This window comes from Exiguobacterium sp. UBA6309 (genome assembly GCF_002439205.1).
Classification (GTDB): Bacteria; Bacillota; Bacilli; order Exiguobacteriales; family Exiguobacteriaceae; genus Exiguobacterium_A.
Genome location: NZ_DJTL01000027.1, coordinates 94,058 through 111,736, shown reverse-complemented (window position 1 = coordinate 111,736; position 17,679 = coordinate 94,058). Strand labels below are relative to the sequence as shown.

General features: G+C 46.2%; 23 protein-coding genes. 17 read left to right on the top strand and 6 right to left on the bottom strand.

All coding sequences use genetic code 11. The features are described 5' to 3' along the window. Positions 1 to 35 precede the first annotated feature (35 nt). Together B3M90_RS09550 and B3M90_RS09545 are read right to left on the bottom strand one after the other, a co-directional pair. Positions 36 to 428 carry a hypothetical protein gene (locus B3M90_RS09550; RefSeq protein WP_290783773.1) on the bottom strand — a complete coding sequence of 131 codons (393 nt, stop codon included), beginning with the start codon at positions 426 to 428 and terminating at the stop codon, positions 36 to 38. Continuing rightward, entirely contained in the window at positions 425 to 919 is a 495-nt protein-coding gene (locus tag B3M90_RS09545) for a sigma-70 family RNA polymerase sigma factor (RefSeq protein WP_290783770.1), read from the bottom strand. The genes B3M90_RS09550 and B3M90_RS09545 overlap by 4 nt, the downstream gene beginning before the upstream one ends. A gap of 144 nt (positions 920 to 1,063) precedes the next feature. On the opposite strand from B3M90_RS09545, the gene B3M90_RS09540 reads away from it, so the two are divergent. The 11 genes from B3M90_RS09540 to B3M90_RS09490 all read left to right on the top strand — a co-directional run bounded on the left by B3M90_RS09540 (position 1,064) and on the right by B3M90_RS09490 (position 11,190). Further along, positions 1,064 to 2,083, top strand: a complete 1,020-nt coding sequence (locus B3M90_RS09540; protein WP_290783767.1) for a serine hydrolase domain-containing protein — start codon at positions 1,064 to 1,066, stop codon at positions 2,081 to 2,083. Beyond that, a complete protein-coding gene (locus B3M90_RS09535; RefSeq protein ID WP_290783764.1) occupies positions 2,080 to 2,490 on the top strand; it encodes a group-specific protein in 411 nt (136 codons plus the stop codon). Before B3M90_RS09540 ends, B3M90_RS09535 begins: the two co-directional genes overlap by 4 nt. Continuing rightward, the gene (locus B3M90_RS09530; RefSeq protein WP_290783761.1) at positions 2,487 to 3,047 is read left to right on the top strand and encodes an AAA family ATPase; all 561 of its coding nucleotides are present in this window, start codon (positions 2,487 to 2,489) and stop codon (positions 3,045 to 3,047) included. Before B3M90_RS09535 ends, B3M90_RS09530 begins: the two co-directional genes overlap by 4 nt. A gap of 171 nt (positions 3,048 to 3,218) precedes the next feature. Beyond that, positions 3,219 to 4,019 (top strand): phosphotransferase, encoded by an 801-nt coding sequence (locus B3M90_RS09525; RefSeq protein WP_290783758.1) that lies wholly within the window; start codon positions 3,219 to 3,221, stop codon positions 4,017 to 4,019. 62 nt (positions 4,020 to 4,081) lie between these two features. After that, positions 4,082 to 4,513 (top strand): hypothetical protein, encoded by a 432-nt coding sequence (locus B3M90_RS09520; protein WP_290783755.1) that lies wholly within the window; start codon positions 4,082 to 4,084, stop codon positions 4,511 to 4,513. Between the two features lie 199 nt (positions 4,514 to 4,712). Next, positions 4,713 to 5,543: a DUF2268 domain-containing protein gene (locus B3M90_RS09515; protein ID WP_290783752.1), complete on the top strand. Its 831-nt coding sequence runs from the start codon at positions 4,713 to 4,715 to the stop codon at positions 5,541 to 5,543. 9 nt (positions 5,544 to 5,552) lie between these two features. Next, complete coding sequence (locus B3M90_RS09510; protein WP_290783749.1) at positions 5,553 to 5,870, top strand: hypothetical protein; 318 nt, start codon at positions 5,553 to 5,555, stop codon at positions 5,868 to 5,870. A 631-nt stretch (positions 5,871 to 6,501) separates the two neighbouring features. Continuing rightward, the gene (locus tag B3M90_RS09505; protein WP_290783746.1) at positions 6,502 to 7,197 is read left to right on the top strand and encodes an ABC transporter ATP-binding protein; all 696 of its coding nucleotides are present in this window, start codon (positions 6,502 to 6,504) and stop codon (positions 7,195 to 7,197) included. A gap of 579 nt (positions 7,198 to 7,776) precedes the next feature. After that, the gene (locus tag B3M90_RS09500) at positions 7,777 to 7,998 is read left to right on the top strand and encodes a hypothetical protein (protein WP_290783743.1); all 222 of its coding nucleotides are present in this window, start codon (positions 7,777 to 7,779) and stop codon (positions 7,996 to 7,998) included. 19 nt (positions 7,999 to 8,017) lie between these two features. Next, a complete protein-coding gene (locus B3M90_RS09495) occupies positions 8,018 to 10,645 on the top strand; it encodes an ABC transporter permease (RefSeq protein ID WP_290783740.1) in 2,628 nt (875 codons plus the stop codon). A 17-nt stretch (positions 10,646 to 10,662) separates the two neighbouring features. Next, the gene (locus tag B3M90_RS09490; protein WP_290783737.1) at positions 10,663 to 11,190 is read left to right on the top strand and encodes an HAD-IIIA family hydrolase; all 528 of its coding nucleotides are present in this window, start codon (positions 10,663 to 10,665) and stop codon (positions 11,188 to 11,190) included. Positions 11,191 to 11,394: 204 nt separating this feature from the next. On the opposite strand, the gene B3M90_RS09485 is transcribed toward B3M90_RS09490, so the two are convergent. Beyond that, complete coding sequence (locus B3M90_RS09485) at positions 11,395 to 11,517, bottom strand: hypothetical protein (RefSeq protein ID WP_255344362.1); 123 nt, start codon at positions 11,515 to 11,517, stop codon at positions 11,395 to 11,397. Between the two features lie 266 nt (positions 11,518 to 11,783). On the opposite strand from B3M90_RS09485, the gene B3M90_RS09480 reads away from it, so the two are divergent. Continuing rightward, complete coding sequence (locus B3M90_RS09480) at positions 11,784 to 13,040, top strand: hypothetical protein (protein WP_214853979.1); 1,257 nt, start codon at positions 11,784 to 11,786, stop codon at positions 13,038 to 13,040. A gap of 1 nt (position 13,041) precedes the next feature. Here the strand turns inward: B3M90_RS09480 and B3M90_RS09475 are convergent, their stop codons facing one another. Beyond that, the gene (locus B3M90_RS09475; RefSeq protein ID WP_290776768.1) at positions 13,042 to 13,575 is read right to left on the bottom strand and encodes a hypothetical protein; all 534 of its coding nucleotides are present in this window, start codon (positions 13,573 to 13,575) and stop codon (positions 13,042 to 13,044) included. Next, on the bottom strand, positions 13,572 to 14,159 hold the full coding sequence (locus B3M90_RS09470; protein ID WP_290776767.1) for a TetR/AcrR family transcriptional regulator: 588 nt from the start codon (positions 14,157 to 14,159) through the stop codon (positions 13,572 to 13,574). Before B3M90_RS09470 ends, B3M90_RS09475 begins: the two co-directional genes overlap by 4 nt. A 154-nt stretch (positions 14,160 to 14,313) precedes the next feature. On the opposite strand from B3M90_RS09470, the gene B3M90_RS09465 reads away from it, so the two are divergent. After that, positions 14,314 to 15,030: an ABC transporter ATP-binding protein gene (locus B3M90_RS09465; RefSeq protein ID WP_290783733.1), complete on the top strand. Its 717-nt coding sequence runs from the start codon at positions 14,314 to 14,316 to the stop codon at positions 15,028 to 15,030. Further along, positions 15,030 to 16,058 (top strand): ABC transporter permease, encoded by a 1,029-nt coding sequence (locus B3M90_RS09460; protein WP_290783730.1) that lies wholly within the window; start codon positions 15,030 to 15,032, stop codon positions 16,056 to 16,058. The genes B3M90_RS09465 and B3M90_RS09460 overlap by 1 nt, the downstream gene beginning before the upstream one ends. Here the strand turns inward: B3M90_RS09460 and B3M90_RS09455 are convergent, their stop codons facing one another. Beyond that, the gene (locus tag B3M90_RS09455) at positions 16,059 to 16,733 is read right to left on the bottom strand and encodes a hypothetical protein (RefSeq protein ID WP_290783727.1); all 675 of its coding nucleotides are present in this window, start codon (positions 16,731 to 16,733) and stop codon (positions 16,059 to 16,061) included. Between the two features lie 112 nt (positions 16,734 to 16,845). Between B3M90_RS09455 and B3M90_RS09450 the strand changes: the two genes are divergently transcribed. The 3 genes from B3M90_RS09450 (at position 16,846) to B3M90_RS09440 (ending at position 17,657) form a co-directional block, all read left to right on the top strand. Then, positions 16,846 to 17,190: a DUF2200 domain-containing protein gene (locus tag B3M90_RS09450; RefSeq protein ID WP_290783724.1), complete on the top strand. Its 345-nt coding sequence runs from the start codon at positions 16,846 to 16,848 to the stop codon at positions 17,188 to 17,190. 12 nt (positions 17,191 to 17,202) lie between these two features. Next, positions 17,203 to 17,367, top strand: a complete 165-nt coding sequence (locus tag B3M90_RS09445; RefSeq protein WP_290783722.1) for a hypothetical protein — start codon at positions 17,203 to 17,205, stop codon at positions 17,365 to 17,367. 155 nt (positions 17,368 to 17,522) lie between these two features. Then, entirely contained in the window at positions 17,523 to 17,657 is a 135-nt protein-coding gene (locus tag B3M90_RS09440; RefSeq protein ID WP_290783719.1) for a hypothetical protein, read from the top strand. The last annotated feature ends 22 nt before the right edge of the window (positions 17,658 to 17,679 follow it).

Sequence of the window (17,679 nt, the reverse complement as noted above, 5' to 3'; positions counted from 1 at the left end):
CATCACCCGTTCTCGACCCTCTTCCTCACCGACGATCAGCACGTGCTCAGATACCGGATCATCCTTGATTTGATAGACGCATCAAGGTTCGACGCAAAATTAGATGTGTCCTGTTCCAGTTGCGTATCGGTCAAGACATCATCCGTGACGCCGAGTCGTTTCCCTTTCAGCTGTTGCCAGTCTAAATTCGTCATCTCTTTTGCTACTTCGTAAAACTGTTCATCATAATACATGCCGACGACCATCGATTGCGACGATTGCTCGGGAACGGTCTCATGCAAGGAGCTGAAACCGATGATCGTCAGACCTGCAGCAAGGCAAACAGCTCGTACCGAGCGCCGGCGCCGTTTTGCTTTTCGGATACCCTGAATTGTTCGTTGCCTGACGGATGACGGTACGTCGATCAAGAATTTTGGCTCGTGATTCATAGACTCATCCCCTTCTGTCGTCGTACTTTCTCGAGTGCGCGGTACAACGTGCTTTTGATCGTACTCAGTGGCACATTGAAGGTTTGCGCAATCTCTTGCAATGACAAATCTTCTTCATACCGGAAGTAGACGATTGATCGCTCGGTCGGCTCGAGGACATCCAGTAAATCGTCCAAGTACAAGCGATCGACGAGACGCTCTTCAAACGACGTCGTTTGACTGGGTTCGATCGCGAGCGGCTGAAACGACGCTCGATGTTGCTGGAAAGCGCAATTCATCGTGATGCGCGTCAACCACGTCTTAAAATACGAAGCATCCCGTAAACTCTTTCGCCCACGCCATGCCCGGTACACGACCTCTTGGACGTTCTCAAGCGCTGCCACCTCCTCTTTCAGATAAATGAAGGAAATACGGTACACATAGTCTTCTTCTGCGAATAAAGTTGCTTCAAAAGCAGCGTCGGATAATGCTGCACCTGACTTTCGAAACACATCGGCATCCTCCTTTTTTACAATCACTCCCCTATTAGATACGCGACACGTTTAAAAAGTTTCATTTTTTTCAAATTTTTCTTATAATTCCCTTTTCTTGCATGAATGAATTCGATAGGATGGGAAGCAGAGAGGGTGATGAACGTGTACAAGAAACTCATTGCTTTACCGGAGCTTACGCACCTCGAAGGGGCGGTCTCCATCCACCAGCAAGGTGAACAAATCTTTAGCCATGCTAACAGATTCGCACATCGGGGCTACCGTATATCGAATACAGAAACGACGCGCTTCGGAATTGCCTCTGGTGCGAAACTCTTCACGGCGGTCGCCATCTTACGGTTAGTCGAGGCAGGAAAGGTTGCACTCGACGAACGCGTCGCGACGATTCTACCGGACATAGGAATCGATCTAGACGGTGTGACCGTGCATCATCTGTTAACCCATACGTCAGGCATCGGTGATTATTTTGACGAAGCGACGATGACCGATTTCGAAGAGGTCTTTCAAGATTTCCCGATGTACCGTTTGCGTCGTCCCATCGATTTTTTACCGTTGTTTCAGGGCCAAAATAGACAGTTCACTGCGGGTGAACGTTTTCAATACAACAATGCGGGATACATCCTGCTCGGTCTCGTGATCGAACAATTGACGAAACAACCCTTCGCGGATTACGTGACGAACGAATTATTCACTCGTGCGCAAATGACGCAGTCTGGCTACTTCCGACTCGACTCCCTGCCGGCGGATACAGCCACCGGCCATATCGAGAATGAAGACGGTACGTGGCGAACGAATCACTATGCGTTACCAATCATTGGCGGACCAGATGGCGGTGCCTTCCTCACAGCATCAGATATGGAACGTTTTTGGCGAAGTCTTCTGACGCATCAGTTGCTGTCTGAATCGATGACTACTCAACTGTTTCATCCTCACGTCAAAGTCAACGATGTTGCGTCTTATGGTTACGGCGTCTGGCTGAAACGACTCGATGCCTCGCACGAGAAGTGGCACATCATGGGTTACGACCCGGGCGTCAGCTTTCATTCCGCCTATTATCCACAATCGGAAACGATCGTCACCGTCTTATCGAATACGTCTGATGGAGCCTACGCGCTCGTTCAGGCCATCGAACTACTTTTACTTGAGAAAGAAATCCATACATGAACCTTTATATCGCTTCTCGCTTTGATCACACGTTGACCGTCCGCTGGCTCCGCGATGAACTCCGCTTGCGTGGACACGATGTAACATACGACTGGACGATGAATGATCGGGCAGAGGATCCCGAAGCATTACGAAAGATTGGTCTTGCTGAATTCGAAGCCGTGCAACAAGCGGACGCCTTCGTCCTCGTGTTACCAGCAGGGAAAAGTAGTCACGTCGAACTCGGGATTGCGCTCGCGACGAATCGCCCGATTTACTTATGCATGCCGGATGCGACGTACTTCACCGGACCATTGGCCAGTACGTTTTATCATATCGGACGGACGACTCCTTGCTTCGGAACGAAAGAAGACTGGCTCGCGCAAATTCTCGCCGATCGCTTACCGGAAGAACAACTGACGTCATGAGGACCGTCCTGTTGACGATTGGACCGACCCATGCCGAGAAAACGACGTTCGCCAAAAAGCTTGCCTATCGTCTCCCCTCAAGCCTTATCATCGATCAGGATCTACAAGCACGCTTTTTGCTCGAACATTATCCGGACCTCGTTCCAACAGAAGGACCGAATCAGATCAAACATGACTTGACGGGATGGTTGATCGAACAGGCAATCACGTCTTCCGTCGAGACGATCATCTTATGTAATGCCAACACCTCACGGATTGGTCGTAAAAAATTATTAGATCCATTCTCCCGTTCGACGTTCCGCTCGATCCTCGTCTGGTTCGATTTACCCGAAGCCATCCTTTCAAACCGACTGACTCACTCCAAACGCGATGGACGAGAAATTCGTGGCGAATCGTCGTACTACGACATCTATCAGCAACAACGAATCGAGCCGCCAGTTACAGGTGAAGCGGACCAAATCGTTCGTCTTCGTTCGCCGGAAGACGTTGAAGCATTCCTCGATCATGTCACGGATTCGTCGCATGACTTTCTTTTCGATGAAGTGTCGACTGATTGAATAACATTACAATCGCACGTAAAGCATGAACATGAGATTCGACCTTCTTTCGACTCTTTGACCGTCGATTCCAGGCTCGTGGTAAAGACAATTCGTTTCTCTTAAGCGGATTCATAATGACCAGTCGATATGTAACCGATTACAAATGAAACAAAGAAAGTAGGAACGATTATGTCTGAAGAACAACGATTGACTGGCGGAAATGTCTCCGCTGTCTATCAAAAAGGCAACTATGTCTATCGTACACAAAATGAGAACAGTCCAAATGTTCACCGTCTATTACGCCATTTAAAAGCGAAACATCTATCCGGTGTTCCGCGTTTCGTCGGCATCGATGAACAAAATCGAGAGATCCTGACCTTCCTCCCTGGCGAAACGGCCGATTATCCGCTAAAAGCATACATGTGGCATGACGACGTATTAGACGATGTTGCGCATCTGATGCGCCAGTATCATGACGCTACAGTCGACTTCGACGTCTCACCGGACTGGGCACCGTTGCTCAATACCCCGACTCCACACGAAGTCATCTGCCACAACGATTTTGCCGTCTACAATACGATTTTTCAGGATCAAAAACTGAGTGGCGTGATTGACTTTGACCTCGCGGCACCCGGTCCACGTGCTTGGGACATCGTCTATACGCTCTATACGTTCGTTCCGCTTAGCAGCAGACGACAAGCACCTGACGGATCCGTTCTTGCTTATTCACTAGAGCAAGATGACACACGTTTCGCCAAGCGAGTGAGTCGGTTCCTTGATGCGTATGGCTATGAAGGACCGCGTTCCGAACTGCGATCCATGTTATTGTTGCGCATCGAAGCCCTCTATCTATTAATTGATCAAAGAGCTGCGGACGGTGATGCTGCCTTCATCAAGATGAAAGAAGAGGGTCACGACATACATTACCGCGCGGAATACCGTTTCATCGCGGAACATGGGGAGAAGTGGTTCATCGATAAAGATTCATAAGAAAAATAACAGTTTATCTTTCACGTTAGATGTCCGTGATCTTCATAGAGGAGTGATTTCCCGTGAAAACGATTGATCTTGATTTTCTACTGACAATAGAAGAATACGATCTCGAATTGGATACAATGTCGTTAAAGGCGAACGACCATTACGCGATTGATTTCTATTTTTATGGCGCTGACGAAACATTCAAGCTTTTGATTGACGATCCTTCGCGCGATTACTTTTTAATGCGTTTTGAAAAGTACGCCGTTTTCCTAGGGACATTACAAGAGCATGGCATCATCGACGACAGACTCCGAAATCCGTTCCCGGTCGTGAAATCAAAAGAATCGATCTTGGGAGAGTTCGCTGCGCAGTATATGAAAACGAAGGAAATCTATACGGAACGGGGCGACTTGCACTTATTTGCCATCAGGACGCATGAACAAGATTTTTATATTCTGTCCTACAGTGATCCAATCATCATTGATCTTATGGCGAAAGAGGATTGATCGAACAGCAGTTGTTACATCATAAAAAAAGGAGGATGAACGTAGCTTGAAAAAAACACTAATATTACTTTTAACTGCTCCCCTTCTGCTTTTATCTGCTTGTACAGAAGAGCAAAAGACAACACAACCCACTACTAAAATGTTATCAAAGAGTACAAAAGTAAAATCCGAATCTGTAAAAATCGATGCCGAAAGTACATTGAACATTGTTTTTCTTTATGAACCATATAAACAATATCTACAATCGTCCTTAAAAAACAATGATCCTGAAGTAGATAAAAAGAATTATGCGAAATATGTCTTAAGCTATATCGACAAAATCGGGGAAAAGGAGCAGTTTGCGACAGCCGACTTGAAAGGTTTCCCGATGTTGCAATCAACCGTGTACGAACAAGAGCTACTCGATAAAATCGAGAACTTGATGAAACAACAAGAGGACATTACAAAAATCATCAAAAAAAATTACATCGCTTCTCATAAGATCCTTGCCAAAAAGAAAAGTACCATTATCGTCGCTCCGGTTAATCCTGAATCCTCTTTCGATCTTCAGTCGATGAAAGGTGTTACAGGAGCAGCCTATAAAGATGCATTCATTCTCTACCTGGATACAAACTACGATCAAGACATCCTGGCATATTCGACGGCACACGAATATCATCACTTAGTCCTCAAGGATACACCTGATTTTAGTTTAAGTACGACTCTTAATTCAGTCATCGTCGAAGGAAAGGCAGATGCCTTTGCCGACCGAATCGTCAAAGGCGTCTCCCCTCCATGGAATGTCGAAATGGATGAAGCAACGAAGAAACATGTCGTACATCTGGTCAACAGCAATGAAGTATCACAACTCGACTTCGTCGTAGGTAACGAACAAAAAGAGATTCCTCGTTGGAGTAACTACATGTTGGGGCGTGATATCCTCAATCACTATTTTGAATCGCATCCAGATCAGTCCATTGCTGACTGGACCTATACGGATCAAGCAGATATCTTAAAAGGATACACGTATCAAAAGATTCTTGAACAATGAGGTACTTTCATGAAATACACATGTTCCGTCTGCGGATATGCGCAAATGGACGACGTTGCTTATGACGAAAATGATGACGCTTCGTTTGAACTTTGTTCTTGCTGCGGCTTTCAGTTCGGAGTAGACGATGATGTCGAAATCGAAGACGGTATTTTTTTATCGAGAAGTGAGACACACGACTTGTATCGCGCGAACTGGCTCAAAGAAGGTGCTAAAGTCTTTAGCCCTTATGCCTTTAAGCCTGGTCCAGGAAAGGGTGAACCTTTAGCGAGAACGGCTTTGGAAAAACAATTACGAGCAATTCATATCAGACTAGAAACATATTAAAAGAGCGCCACACTTCACGAAGATCTCGTGTGAGTTCGCGCTCCTTTTTTATGTCATCATGCTCGAATCTCGTGCATCATCAACAAAACGGTCACGATAGTTCCTTGATGCAGATGATTCTCAATCGTTACCTCACCATCATGTGAATCGATCATCCGTTTGACGATTAACAGATACGTCTAGTAAATCAAGGACAATTCGAAGTGATTTCTTCGTCCACTGTTGTTCCAATATTAGGTGTGACGTCCGAGGTTGTTTATCGAGGCGGTACCGTTTCCTTTCAATAACCGTCTACCGATTTTTTGTTTCAAGCGTTTCTGAGAAATAGAAGAATATTTTTAATGTCTTCGATTCCACTACTCTTTTCGTTCCTTATGCCTCTCATCGTCCTAAAAAGATGGTGGTATCGATTCACAGGAGCATCAGCATGATTCTTCCACTGATCCATAGCCTTTTCTTGCATCTTCATTTCGTTTTAAATGCCTTCCTTGATCGGTGCTTATCCGTTCTTAGAGAGAAGTTATGGGAAAAACATAACTGAGTAAGGATTGCGAAAATAAAAACACAATAGACAAAATTTTCTAAAAATAATACACTATATTTAACCAAATTATGTAAAAGGAGTGGTCGCATGAATATTACCTTTCAAGATGTTTCGCACTCGTTCGAGCGAAGCGGTGTCCGGACCGATGTCTTGCATCAACTAAACGGACAATTTTTGCAATCGGAAGTAACGGCACTCGTCGGTCCGTCCGGGTCCGGAAAATCGACGTTCCTTAGTCTTCTTGGTTCGCTTGATCGTCCGACGTCCGGTCAAATCCTCTATGACGGGCAGGACATCACGTCTTGGAAGAACAAACGTTTATCGCAATTCCGCTCGCAAGAGATCGGCTTCATCTTCCAGCAGTTTCACTTGTTACCGGCACTGACGGTGTCCGAGAACTTAAAGGTCGCCTTGTTAAAACAAAAGACGTCGTTTAATCAAGACGAGCGGATTCTCGAGCTGCTCGAACGGGTTGGACTCGATGACAAACGAAATGCTTTACCTGCTCAACTATCCGGCGGGCAACAACAACGGGTCGCGATCGCCCGTGCCCTGCTTCACCATCCGCAATGGATTCTCGCGGACGAGCCGACCGGTAATCTCGATTCCATGACCGGTGACGCGATTTTTGAACTGTTGCTAGAACTGCATCGTGAAGACAAATGTGGCGTTTTATTTGTCACACACGACTTAGAACTCGCCGAACGCGCTGACCGAATTCTCTTCATGCAGGATGGTCGGATCGTCGAAGACCGCCGAAAACGCACGGTGCAAAGTGTTTAAGTACTGTTTAAAGGGAGGTGTCTCGCGTTGCACACGTTTCGTGCCAAATTAATCACGAGCTTTATCGGCTCACTTGTCGTTTTTCTATTGTTGTCGGTATCGACGCAGTCTGCGTATGAAGCGTTTCGGAATGCGGACTTCTCGGAACAGGAGACGACGATCGTACGAGATTGTAATCATGATGACGTATCAAAACTTATTTTCAAAAAAAATAGTTGTACACTCGATAACACGATCGACGAAAATTCTGAAGGTGAAATTTTAGGTATAAGTACAGGTAAAACGGAAAAAGTGGATGGAACAGCACGTGGAAAAGCCAATGCTATCAAGTCGCCAGGCTTTTTGAAATCAGCCGAAGAAAAGGCAGGGTCTAGTTTTTCGATCATCCTTCTCTTGTTGCTTCTTTTCGGAAGTTTCATCATTTATTTTGTAATCAAAAAACGAAAGCGACTCACAGGAAAACATACTTTAGACATTACGGAGACTATGGAAGATCAATCAAATCTTTCTTTCAAGAATAAAACTTCGTCTACAACAACTCAGTCTATGCCTACTCCTCCTATAGAATCATTACGCCTGATGCTATTTGATTTTAACCAACGATTACCACGAGCCCTCAAGCGACGAAGCCATGAATCGTTGACAGACTGGACGGAGCGCATTCATCTGGTGACGCCACTCTCCCCTTACTTCGTCACCCGCTACGCAGCGCAAGCAGAAGTAGAAGCACTCGATGCACAAGCGATTTACCATTTCGAACAAGATCTTGCGCGTTATTTAAAGACGCAGCTCTCCCAATAACAAGCAAAGGAGACTACATATGATTCGTTTCGTCATCAATCAATGGCGCCGGCAGCGCGGGAAATTCATCCTTACGCTCGTCGGTGCGCTCATCATCAGCGCTGGACTCAGTCTAATGTTCAACTTGACCGACTCCAGTCAGGGAACGGTCGAACAAACATTACAAAAGAAATGGTCATCTGCGTATGACATCGTCGTACGACCGAAAGGCAGTCAGCTTGCAAGTGAGTCGAATGATTTACTCGAACCGAACTATTTAAATGGTATCAATGGTGGAATTTCCTTTGAACAATACCAACAAATCAAACAAATGAATGCGATTGATATTGCAGCTCCGGTTGCTGTCATGGGGTACGCCAATATCGGCATCTCGATTCCAAATCAAATCCACTTTCCGGACGAGCCTGGTATTTATCGACTGAGTAATTCACATTATGGTGCTGGTGGATTTTCGAAAGAACTCATCGCACAGGATGGTGCCTACTTTTCAACTATGGAAGAGCCGCTCGTTCCTCCGAATACGCGATTGATCCATCTTCAAAATCCGCAAGATTTTTCATCCATACAACCCTTTACCTATAGTCTTATCGTCGGAATCGATCCGGAGGCGGAAGCGCAACTCGTCGGTTTGGATAAGAGCATCCTGAATCAGAAGAAGTTTCGTTACTTTAATCAAGAGGATGTCCCCTCAGCCAGCAAGAAGAGTTCCAACGAATTCAATATTCCGGTATTGATTAATCCAAAATCCTTCAACACGGGATATAGTCAATTTAAGTTAGAACAAGTTAACGTCGATCTGAAAACGAAACAAGCACGTGACACCTTCTATCAGCGACTAGCTCAATCGAACGCTCCTCAACCTCTCGATCAAGAAAAACGAAAGATCATCCAAGACATTAAAGTCGATGCCTCTAAAGTCGAGAGCGCTTTTTTTGATTCCCTACTCGGTCAAAAAACTAAGGTACTTCCGCATTCGGAAGCAAATACTAACGCTCAACTCGTCGCCCAATCAGGCTCTTTGACTTATCAAACGGTGAAAAGTCCGTTCCCTATACGCTGGGAGAATGCTTATGAAGTGCATACAGCACCTACTACATTCAAAAATGCTATATTACCATCCTCTTATCTTCCGAAACGCGGCTTCCGAACGGTAGATTCTTATGAAATAAAAATGAAAAAATCGGATGGATCTGCTTTTAAATCAATGAATCCTTATTTGACGTTTAATGTCGTCGGTTTGTATGATCCGAACAAGATCAATGTCTCCAAAGATCCATTGAACGAATTACCGATGGAGACCTATCGACCATCGGCTGCGAGTATCGTACTTGACTCAAAAAATGAACCGGTCAATCCTGCTCAACCGATCAACACGACCGGGAATCCAATTGGTCTGTTGACGAACTCTCCAAACGTTCTTACGACAGTCGATAGTGTCCAAGAGGTGATGGGCGATCAATCGATTTCATCGATCCGGTTAAAAGTAAAGGGTGCTTCTTCTGTCGGTGAACAATCAGATAAAACCTTACAAAGTATCAAGTCGGAAATCGAACGAGAGACTGGTCTTATCGCTACGATCACCAAGGGTTCCTCCCCACAACCGGTCGTTACGAAGGTCGTCAATGACGGCAAGACGCTCGGTTGGATCGAACAACCGTGGATCCACATCGGTGCTGCGATGACAATCTTCCGTGAGACAAGTGTCGGTTTCTCAGGAGTCATCTTCGCGATGCTCGCCGTCGCCATCGTTTATGTCCTTGCAACGAGCTACGTCTCGATGCTCGCTCGCCGGAAGGAGTTTGCCGTATTACTCGCACTTGGTTGGCGGACGAAGGACCTTTATAAAATCGTCTTGATTGAGGCAGCCATCCTAGCCGGATTCGTCTCGACGATTGCCTTGATCGTCGAAGGCATTTTCTCGCTCGTTCGGAACGAAGCGATGAACGGCTGGAGTCTTGTTTGGATTGCTCTATTCAGTCTCGTCATCTACCTGGCTGGCGCGACCTGGTCGGCGTGGACGATTCGCCGGATCTCGCCGTATGAAGCGATCAAGACCGGCGAATACGCGAAATCGGCTCGTATCGGACTGAAGCTTCGTTCGACCGTGACATTGGCGCTAAAAGAACTACTTGGGAAATGGAAGCGGAACAGTTTGTCCGTCCTCTCGATCGCTCTACCAACGGCACTACTAACGTTCTTCTTGTTCGTGACGTTCCATCTACAAGGTGTTCTTTACACGTCATGGCTCGGTCAATTCGTCGCCCTGCAAGTCGGTCCGATGCATTACGTGACGATGGGTGTCGCCATCACGATCGCTATTTTGACGACGGGAGAGATCATGTGGCAAAACGTCACCGATCGCAGGGCGTCACTTGCTGTCTTAAAAGCGCTCGGTTGGACGAACGGCGCGATCCGGCAGTTGATCGTCCTCGAAGGATTCCTTGTTGGTCTGATTTCCGGCATCGTCGGACTGATTGTCGCTTATACGACGATTTACTTCCTGTATGATCTTGTTCCGTGGAATGAACCGTTGCTGATTGGCGTGTCGCTTGCCTTACCGATTTTGTTCGGTGTCATCGCTGCCTTCATCCCAGCACAACTGGCAGCACGTGTTCAACCGTATCAAGAATTAAAAGATGCTTCGTAAACTAAGGAGTTGTACACATGAATTCTATTCAAGCAATATTTTTTGACCGAGACGGAACGATTGGTGGAGATAACACCGTCCACTATCCCGGAACGTTTACGTTATTCCCTCACGTCGCTTCACTAATGGAACGTTTACGTAACCAAGGTATGTTGTTGATTGTGTTTACGAATCAGCCTGGTATTTCAAAAGGACTCGCGCGTGAAGAGGAGTTCCGGACAGAATTACAGGACTTCGGCTTTGATGACATACTGATTTGTCCGCATGCAGCGGAAGATCACTGCACCTGTCGCAAACCATCACCAAATTTATTATGGCAAGCACAAGCAAAACACGATCTCCGACTCGAGCAATGTGTCGTCATTGGGGACCGCTGGAGTGATATGGTGGCAGCCGCTCGTGCTGGATGTATCAAAATCTTAGTCCGAACCGTTGCTGGAGAGAGCTCCATTCGTGATTACGCTGACCGGATGGATCAAGCAAACGTCGACTATATCGCCGACGACTTGGCAGAGGCAATCGCTTGGCTCGACACGCAAAACTGAATAATCGAAAAGGCGCGACTTCCGTAAACGGAAGTCGCGCCTTTTGTTATTTCTTGGAACGTTTCGATTGAGAAGCTGCGTAAACACTGACCGCTAACACAAATAAGATTGCAAACCATGTCCAAAATGACATGCTACCGTCTCCTTTTGATGATGCGAGGGTACTTAAACTGTCTTCTTGTTCTTACCAAAAAGTTCCTGCAATCATTTGTTAGCGATTTTTCGTAATAGATAGAGTGCATAGATGATCGATGGGATCGCCATCGCCATAAGAATGAGATGGACACTCCCAAATAAAAGATTCATTGCTAGACTAAAATCTGACACTTTTGTTTCCTCCTACAGCTCAATTCTTCTTCTAGTTACTCTTCTAGAATAATACATTGATTCGTGTTCAACGCCTTACAATTATGTAATAAATTTCAATTCACATTCTTTTTCCAATACTTCACGGTTACACTAAACGTATGAAAAAGAGAAAGTACTCATCGATGGTCTTCTCTTTTCCTTGAATAATTAGCTGATATTGTACACCTGTTTTTGATCAATCATCATTATGAATCAGCTAATCGTTATTTAAAGGAGTGAACGTAGTGCATATCATAACTACCCAATTAATCGAATTCATTCTCGAGAAGTATCAGTTAAATGATTACATTTTCTATGAGTCATCTTACGCTCGACACAAAATAAACGACCAAACCGTCTACTCTTTTGAAACGTTTTGGATTCCGCGAGGTGCATCTGTTATCGAGGAAGAGGATGGAACGATGCTTCCAGAAGGAACCGTGCAGATTACGATTGACCCTGTTACGAAACGAACGACGACGTTATCCTTACACGGTCCGAACTCGATTCATTCCGTGCCTGACGATTTACGTGATTCAACCACTCGGATGGCATGGATCGAATCAGAGACCGATATGATCCATGGTACGCATTTCATGCTCGAAGAAGAAAATGACACTTTTTTCAGTTATGTGAGTTGTCACGAAGGGATTCGGCTGTCTCCCGGTTGTTTCATTCATCTGACATTAACGGAAAACGGTCAACTCGATGAGTTGTTCCTATACGGTCCTCACCCGAGTGATCATCATGTGAATCAGGAACCTTTCGCTTTAACGCTCGAGGACATCGACTCGCTAGCTAAACAACAAATAAAGTGGTTCTCCTATACAAAACCAGGACATCAATACGCGCATACTGTCGTCGAGACGTTCGTGACACAAGAAGGATCAATCCTTGTGCCTAGTAAACTGGATTTCACGTCATCACTCGATCGAAATGACATCTTAACGTGGGCAAATTCGTCAACTTCAATTCTCAAACGCCATCCTTTCCAATCAGCAGCAAGTGTGACAGCAGAGGATGTAATCATGCAGACCGAACATCCTGATTTTCATCCGATTTCGCAAGAGACGGTGAACGCCTGTCGAAACGCGATTCAAAAAATCGTCCAAAACGTCTACCCTAGTGAATCCGGACAATGGATGATTCGTCATATCTACCGGCAACATCCTTACCTTGCTGTCAAATTGTCACGCGCGCATCCGACGTCATATGTTGATCAGCAAAGACGCGTCACGATTCTCCTTGACGAAAAGACGCTTGACTGGATTAGCTTGACCGACGATCAGGAACTCCATACCGCGCTCGCATCCGTTACTCCACCGGAACTCGAAGATCATCAGCAAGACATCATCTTCAACGCATTACGTCCGTACCTTTTACTCACGCCGCGTTATGTGTTTGCCGCTTCAAAAGGTCAATACGTTCTCTGTGGTTTGCTTGACTCGAATCATGCTTACTTACCGGCAACGAACGAAGTCGTTTTAATGCGCGACTTATGAGTTAGTTCAGCCATTGATCTATCCGATTGCTTACGTCTTTCGGGAGATTAAGTCGTCTCAGTTGTTCGAGTCGTTCTCGGTCCACTTCCTGATCAGCAAGACAGTGCTCAATCATCACGACTTTTTGTTCTCGTCCTGGGATCAATTGATAGATGACATACCAATCGACGAGTGACATAAATGGAAGTCCGGTCTCATTAATAATCGTTTGTTCAGCAAACGGATAGATAAAGATCCCCTCGTCATGGCGAATCTGCAGACCGCTCATTAGATCGAGATCGATTCCTTCGATCATAAATTCTTGGAACACTTCCGTCGCGTAAAGTGACGTCTCGTCTTGTTCAACGACAGTTCCCATCTCAGATAACAATAGGACTGCCCGTTCGGCGTCCGCTAACGCGACGACGAGATCGATGTCGCGCGGAGTGACAGGCAGTCCATGATGGTGTAACAATAATGAACCACCGATGCCAAAGTGAATCCGTTCTTGCTGCAAACACGCGACGACTTTTTCTAAGACTTGCTCAATACTCATCGTCGGAACCCCGCTGCTCGAAACGGCCCTTCCATCGAAATCGTAAAGATGATCCGGGCAATTTCTTCCGGTGATGTCTCGTTTGGATGGCGCAACCAGGATTCGATGACACCGAGATGGGCGGCTGAGAGATAGGCAATGAGATAATTTTCTGGAACGAGCCGTTCTCCTTGTTCCGGTAGTCCCGAGAACAGAATCTGTTGCATGTAATCACGGACGCGATTCCGAAACATCCCGTCACTCGTCGGACTGAGCAAGATTCGCATCAGCGTCCGATTTTCATAGAGGAAGATCAAAAACGGGATGATGCGCCGGTATGGCGAGTCCTCCTTTTGGTTGATCAGGACAAAGGGAATCTCGCGTTCAAACGTCGCTTCAATCTTTTCAAAAATCTCATTCGTCATCCGCTCGAGTAGTTCGTATTTATCCGCGTAATGATGGTAGAACGTCCCGCGGTTGACTTCCGCCCGATCCGTCAACAACTTAATCGTCACAGCATCAAAACCAACTTCGTCGATCAGCTGAAGGAACGTCTCACGAATCCTCCGGTCGGTCCGAATGACGCGTAAATCCTGTTTTTTCATTGAAATCGCCTCTTTCTTCAACATTTTAGAAGGATGTGTCGCTTAAGCGACAGATGGACGTCAAGTGGTCATTGCTCCCAGTTTATCTCCCTTTTATAATGAAATTAATCAACACGTTGTTCAATAATTATTTCATAAAAGGAGGGAGAATACGATGGATTTACAACTACACGGTGTATCAAAATCGTTTCATCAACAGGACGTCCTCCAACAGATTGATCTTTTGATTCCGTCCGGTGAGATTTGTGGCTTGCTCGGTCCGTCAGGTTCCGGTAAGACGACGTTGATTCGCTTGATGATTGGCGCGATTCAAGCAGATGCTGGAACGATTCAGATTGGTGACACTTCGATGCCAAGCTTCAAGATGCTTTCGCAGATCGGTTTCATGCCACAAAACGATGCCTTATACGAGGATTTATCGGGGCTTGCGAACCTACAGTTTTTCGGTTCCTTATACAACATGTCTCGTCAGGACTTAGCAAAACGAATCGAAGAAGTGTTGACGCTCGTCGATTTGACGAATGATCAAAAAAAGCTCGTCCGTCATTATTCCGGTGGGATGAAGAAACGATTGTCCCTTGCCATCTCAATCCTACATCGTCCAAGCATTCTATTCCTGGATGAACCGACCGTCGGGATCGATCCCGTGTTACGCCGCCAGATTTGGAATCAATTCCAAGCGATTCGTACGCAAGGTACGACGATTGTCGTCTCGACCCACGTCATGGATGAAATCAATGAATGTGACCGGGCTGCATTGATTTATAACGGTCGGATTATCGCCTACGATCCGCTCGACCGTTTGCTCGCACAGACTGAAAACGGTCAGGTCGAGGAACTGTTCCTGCTCGCTGGAAAGGACGTGACGTGATGTGGCAACTCGCACGACGGGTCATCCGTCAAACGTTGAACGACAAACGAAGCGTCGGACTGATTATGCTTGCTCCGTTATTAATCTTCACCTTGATCTATTTCCTACTTGGAAACGATGACTACACGCCTGCCGTTGCCATCAGTCAAGATGTACCGGCTCCCGTCTCACAATCGATCGAAAAACAGGATCTGACGCTTAAAACGTATAACGGCAGTGATGCGGACGCCTATCTCAAGGACCATGAAACGGTCGACGTCGTCTTAGACATGAAAGACAATCAGCTAGCGTTGAACCTCCGCGAACCTTCGACGAAAAGTTCCAAAGCGTTACGCGAAATTCAAGCTGGACTGGCATCCCTGCAGCCGACAATGCAACTTGAGACGAACTATCTCTATGGTGATGTCGATCAATCGACGTTTGATGCGCTCGGTTTCGTCTTTTTATCCTTGTTCTCGTTCTTTTTCGTCTTCATCTTATCAGCGATGGCACTCGTCAAGGAACGCAGTGGTGGAACACTCGAGCGCTTGATGATGACACCGATTCGCCAGACCGACGTCATCTTCGGCTATACGCTCGGTTATAGCGTTTTTGCTTCCATCCAAGCCATTCTTGTCGTCCTGTACGCGACGACCGTACTTGACTTACCGTCTGAAGGTTCGATCATCTGGGTCTTCCTGACGATGCTTGGACTTGCCGTCGTCGCGGTCTTGTTCGGGGCAACGATTTCGATATTTGCCCAATCTGAGCTACAGGTCGTCCAGTTGATTCCCTTTACAATCATTCCGCAGATCTTCTTCTCCGGTTTGATTCCGCTCGATCTGATCCCGTACGGACTTGGTAACATCGGATATTTCACTCCGATTTTCTACGGAGCGAGTGCGATCAAGGAGGTACTCGTCTACGGTAACGGTTGGTCGAGCATCTGGCCGTACTGGCTCGGATTATTTCTCTACGGAGCCGCCTTGTTCCTGTTGAACATGCTTGCCCTTAACAAGTATCGCGGACATCAAAAAAGACACGGCTGATTACACGAGCCGTGTCTGATTTTGCTTAAGCTGTTCGAGGAAAGCAGTCCGTCGAGAGGGATCGAGTGTCTGCTCTTCCACGTCGGCATAGCGAACGAGCTGATAGATCTCATGCGGGACTGTGACTTCTAAGCGTGTTAACCACTCCGTCAGCGTCTCATGTGTCCGTCGTTGCTGCGCTGAAGCAAGTGACCGATTGAACGCGCGCAACGCTTCACGAATTTCCGATTCAAGGAGTCTGTCTTCTAAGGAGAACTGGACTTCAGGCGTTAGCGAAAGCGATGCAGGAGATCGTTTTGTTGGATAACGAGATCGAAATGACCACTGCATGCGGTTGAACCGTTGTCGACGATAGAGATAGATGATCATCACTAGAGCGACCATCCAAGGAGCCACGCGAGTGATTTGATTGATTGCATCCGTCCATGATCCCTTTCCCACTTCAACAACAGGTTTCTTATCCGGCTCTTTCCGATATCCTTTGTGCCCATTTTTTAAAGAGTCCAGTGCCTTTGTGATCAAATCTTTTTTCGCATAGATGACTTTTTTAGTCGGTAAGATCGTGCTCGGGACATGTACCCAGTTTCCCGTCGACTGATCGATCGGAGGATCGACTAATGCTTGATACGACAGTTTTACACCCACGACGCCTAAAAATAGCAATACGCATGTCATGAACGTCATTCCAATCATTCGACTTCTCATTTCATTTTGCACCTCCAAAATGAATTGAAATCCTTAACACAAGACCTTTTCCCATATGTTACCATGAAAGGAGGCGATTCAGATGAGTTACGAAAAAGTATTTCAAATGCCGATGTTGCAGCTGTATCAGGTATACCGTCAAAAAGTCGAGCGCAAGCAACGGACGCAAGACGAGCTTGATGACGTGCTGTTCTGGTTGACCGGACACACGCCATCAACTCTTGAACAAGCCATACAAACCCAAACTGTCGCAGCCTTTTTCGAGCACGCACCCGACCTGAACGAACGCCGCTTTCTTGTCACTGGCGTCATCTGCGGGATTCGTGTGGAACATCTAACGGATCCGTTAATTCGTAACATCCGGATTCTTGATAAACTCGTTGACGAACTGGCGAAAGGAAAAGCATTAGCTAAAGTCTTACGATAAGGAGGAATGCTGATGTCTACGATACTCAGTACACTGGCCATCTTCATCATGGTGACCAGTGTGGCTTATTTCACCGTCTATCAAGTTAAACGAAATAAAGGAACCCATCGTTCCCCCGTCTATCGACTTGTCTTTAGTGGTCTGTTGGTCGGCTTGATGGTCAGTTATTTTTGTTGACGTGAGTCGTGATTTTCAGTTTTTAATTTAAACAATAAAATCATTAATACAGTATTTGAAATAATGAAGGAGGTATATGCCTGAAACTTCGAAAATGGATCCTTCCACTTTTATTGCTCACCTGTCTCGTCTCACCGAATGCTGCGACGTCGTATGTGAAATGGACGATCGCTCCGGCTGGTCACTATCTCGAAAGGCTTCAAGCGGCTGACATCTCTTATAAATTTCGGCAACAGACGCTCTACATTCAAGAAAAGGATTTGCATCGCGTCACGACGTGCTGTACGTAATTCCTATACAAAATCCCCTCAT

Bases quoted from the DNA above. Each gene is read 5' to 3' on its own strand.
- B3M90_RS09470 (WP_290776767.1), bottom strand. From the start codon at position 14,159: ATGAAAAAACAGGATTTACGCGTCATTCGGACCGACCGGAGGATTCGT.
- B3M90_RS09510 (WP_290783749.1), top strand. From the start codon at position 5,553: ATGAAATACACATGTTCCGTCTGCGGATATGCGCAAATGGACGACGTT.
- B3M90_RS09460 (WP_290783730.1), top strand. From the start codon at position 15,030: ATGTGGCAACTCGCACGACGGGTCATCCGTCAAACGTTGAACGACAAA.
- B3M90_RS09455 (WP_290783727.1), bottom strand. From the start codon at position 16,733: ATGACATGCGTATTGCTATTTTTAGGCGTCGTGGGTGTAAAACTGTCG.
- B3M90_RS09495 (WP_290783740.1), top strand. From the start codon at position 8,018: ATGATTCGTTTCGTCATCAATCAATGGCGCCGGCAGCGCGGGAAATTC.
- B3M90_RS09535 (WP_290783764.1), top strand. From the start codon at position 2,080: ATGAACCTTTATATCGCTTCTCGCTTTGATCACACGTTGACCGTCCGC.
- B3M90_RS09445 (WP_290783722.1), top strand. From the start codon at position 17,203: ATGTCTACGATACTCAGTACACTGGCCATCTTCATCATGGTGACCAGT.
- B3M90_RS09490 (WP_290783737.1), top strand. From the start codon at position 10,663: ATGAATTCTATTCAAGCAATATTTTTTGACCGAGACGGAACGATTGGT.
- B3M90_RS09450 (WP_290783724.1), top strand. From the start codon at position 16,846: ATGAGTTACGAAAAAGTATTTCAAATGCCGATGTTGCAGCTGTATCAG.
- B3M90_RS09465 (WP_290783733.1), top strand. From the start codon at position 14,314: ATGGATTTACAACTACACGGTGTATCAAAATCGTTTCATCAACAGGAC.
- B3M90_RS09550 (WP_290783773.1), bottom strand. From the start codon at position 428: ATGAATCACGAGCCAAAATTCTTGATCGACGTACCGTCATCCGTCAGG.
- B3M90_RS09475 (WP_290776768.1), bottom strand. From the start codon at position 13,575: ATGAGTATTGAGCAAGTCTTAGAAAAAGTCGTCGCGTGTTTGCAGCAA.
- B3M90_RS09525 (WP_290783758.1), top strand. From the start codon at position 3,219: ATGTCTGAAGAACAACGATTGACTGGCGGAAATGTCTCCGCTGTCTAT.
- B3M90_RS09500 (WP_290783743.1), top strand. From the start codon at position 7,777: ATGCTATTTGATTTTAACCAACGATTACCACGAGCCCTCAAGCGACGA.
- B3M90_RS09530 (WP_290783761.1), top strand. From the start codon at position 2,487: ATGAGGACCGTCCTGTTGACGATTGGACCGACCCATGCCGAGAAAACG.
- B3M90_RS09505 (WP_290783746.1), top strand. From the start codon at position 6,502: ATGAATATTACCTTTCAAGATGTTTCGCACTCGTTCGAGCGAAGCGGT.